This is a genomic window from Pseudomonas sp. Lb2C2, assembly GCF_052112205.1.
GTDB lineage: Bacteria > Pseudomonadota > Gammaproteobacteria > Pseudomonadales > Pseudomonadaceae > Aquipseudomonas > Aquipseudomonas kilonensis.
This window is the reverse complement of the sequence record NZ_JAUTYW010000018.1, coordinates 1-1,667: the sequence shown is the minus strand read 5'-3', so window position 1 is coordinate 1,667 and position 1,667 is coordinate 1. Positions and strand designations below refer to the sequence as shown.

Annotated in this window: 1 protein-coding gene; it reads right to left on the bottom strand. The window is 55.5% G+C overall.

Features of this window, described 5'->3' with window-relative positions:
• Positions 1 to 162: 162 nt before the first annotated feature.
• Positions 163 to 1,593: an IS1182 family transposase gene (locus tag Q7F16_RS30055; RefSeq protein WP_409557417.1), complete on the bottom strand. Its 1,431-nt coding sequence runs from the start codon at positions 1,591 to 1,593 to the stop codon at positions 163 to 165.
• Between the last annotated feature and the right edge of the window lie 74 nt (positions 1,594 to 1,667).

The following is a 1,667-nucleotide window of genomic DNA, read 5'->3' as shown; positions in this document are numbered from 1 at the left end:
GGCCCAGAGTGTGTAAAAACCGATAAAAACATCGTCGGCACGTAGTGCCGACAGGTGTTAGCCAACTGATTAAAACCTGAAGCGCTCTTGTGGCTCCAAACGGCCCCTACAAGCGCTAGCAAGGCTCCGTAGGCTTGATTAACGGGGCAAAACGGCAGGTTCTCAGGCCGCCAGCGCTTCCATCAGACCCTGCGCACCAAGGATTTTCATCACCCTTTTCAAATTGTAAGCGAGCACATTCAAGCTCATTTCGGTGCTCACCCCAGCCAGCCGCCGCGTCAGAAAATGCGTCGCACCCATCCATTGCTTCAGCGTCCCAAAGGGGTGCTCGACCGTTCGCTTGCGGATGATCATCATCTGCGGCTCATTGTTCAGGCGGGCCTGCATTTCCTCCAGTACCGCCTCATGTTCCCAGCGCCGAATCTTTCGCTCTCTGGCCGGTGTACATTGCGCCTTTATCGAACAGGCTCGGCAGTTGGAGTGCCAGTAAACGTCCAGCTTCTTGCCCTTGTCGACATAAGAGTTGCGCCAGATCAGCACTTGCTTGGCGGGGCAGACGTACACATCTTTGTCTGCCTCGTAAACAAACTCGTCATTACCGAAGCGGCCATCAGATTTGGCCCGCGAGCTCAGCGTTTTCGGCACATAAGCGGTGATTCCTGCCTCGTGACAGGCCAGGATTTCTCTGCTTTTGTAATACCCTCGGTCCGCCACCACCGACAACGATTCGATTTGCATCGCCTCACGGGCCTGCTGGGCCATCGAGCTAAGCTGATCACGGTCGTGACCGACATTGGTCACCTCGTGCGCAACGATCAAATGGTGTTTGGTATCGACTGCTGTCTGCACGTTGTAGCCCACGATGCCATGACCGCTCGTCATCATCATCGAGCGCGCGTCCGGGTCGGTCAGCGAGATCTGTTTGTCCGGCGATGCTTCAAGCTGTATTTCAATCGCTTGGAGTGCCTTCATCTGCTCCTTCAATTTGGCGATTTTCTCTTCCAGCCCCCCTTTGGGCCCTGAAGACTTGGGCTCTTCCCGATCAGCCTCATCCAGCGCCTTCAGATAACGGGCAATGCTTGACTCGATGTCTTCCATCCGGCGCTTCAGCTTGGCGCTGGTAAAATTGCGGTCGCGGTTGTTCACCGCCTTGAATTTACTGCCATCGATGGCAACCAAATGCTCCGAGAAAAGCCCAAGTTGTTGACACAGCACGACGAACTGCCGACAGACTCCTCGAATGGCCTTTCCGTTGTCTTTGCGGAAGTTGGCGATGGTCTTGAAATCCGGCATCAGGCGACCGGTCAGCCACATTAGCTCGACGTTGCGCTGCGCCTCGCGCTCAAGGCGCCGGCTTGAATGGATACGGTTGAGATAGCCGTAGATGTAGATCTTCAGCATGACTGCAGGGTGGTAAGCCGGTCGGCCCGTTTCAGCGGGGACAGCGCCTTCAAAACCCAAGGTGATCAGGTCGAGTTCATCCACGAAGACATCGACAACGCGCACCGGATTGGTGTCGCTGACGTAATCGTCCAAGCTCTCGGGGAGCAAGGTAGTTTGACCTCGGTGTTCACCTTGGATGAAGCGTTTCATGGGCAGCCCTTGCGATGAAATCCTGGGGGAATCATAGCAAGGGTTGGCTTCGGTGTTTTTACACACTCTGGGCC

Bases quoted from the DNA above. Each gene is read 5' to 3' on its own strand.
- Q7F16_RS30055 (WP_409557417.1), bottom strand. From the start codon at position 1,593: ATGAAACGCTTCATCCAAGGTGAACACCGAGGTCAAACTACCTTGCTC.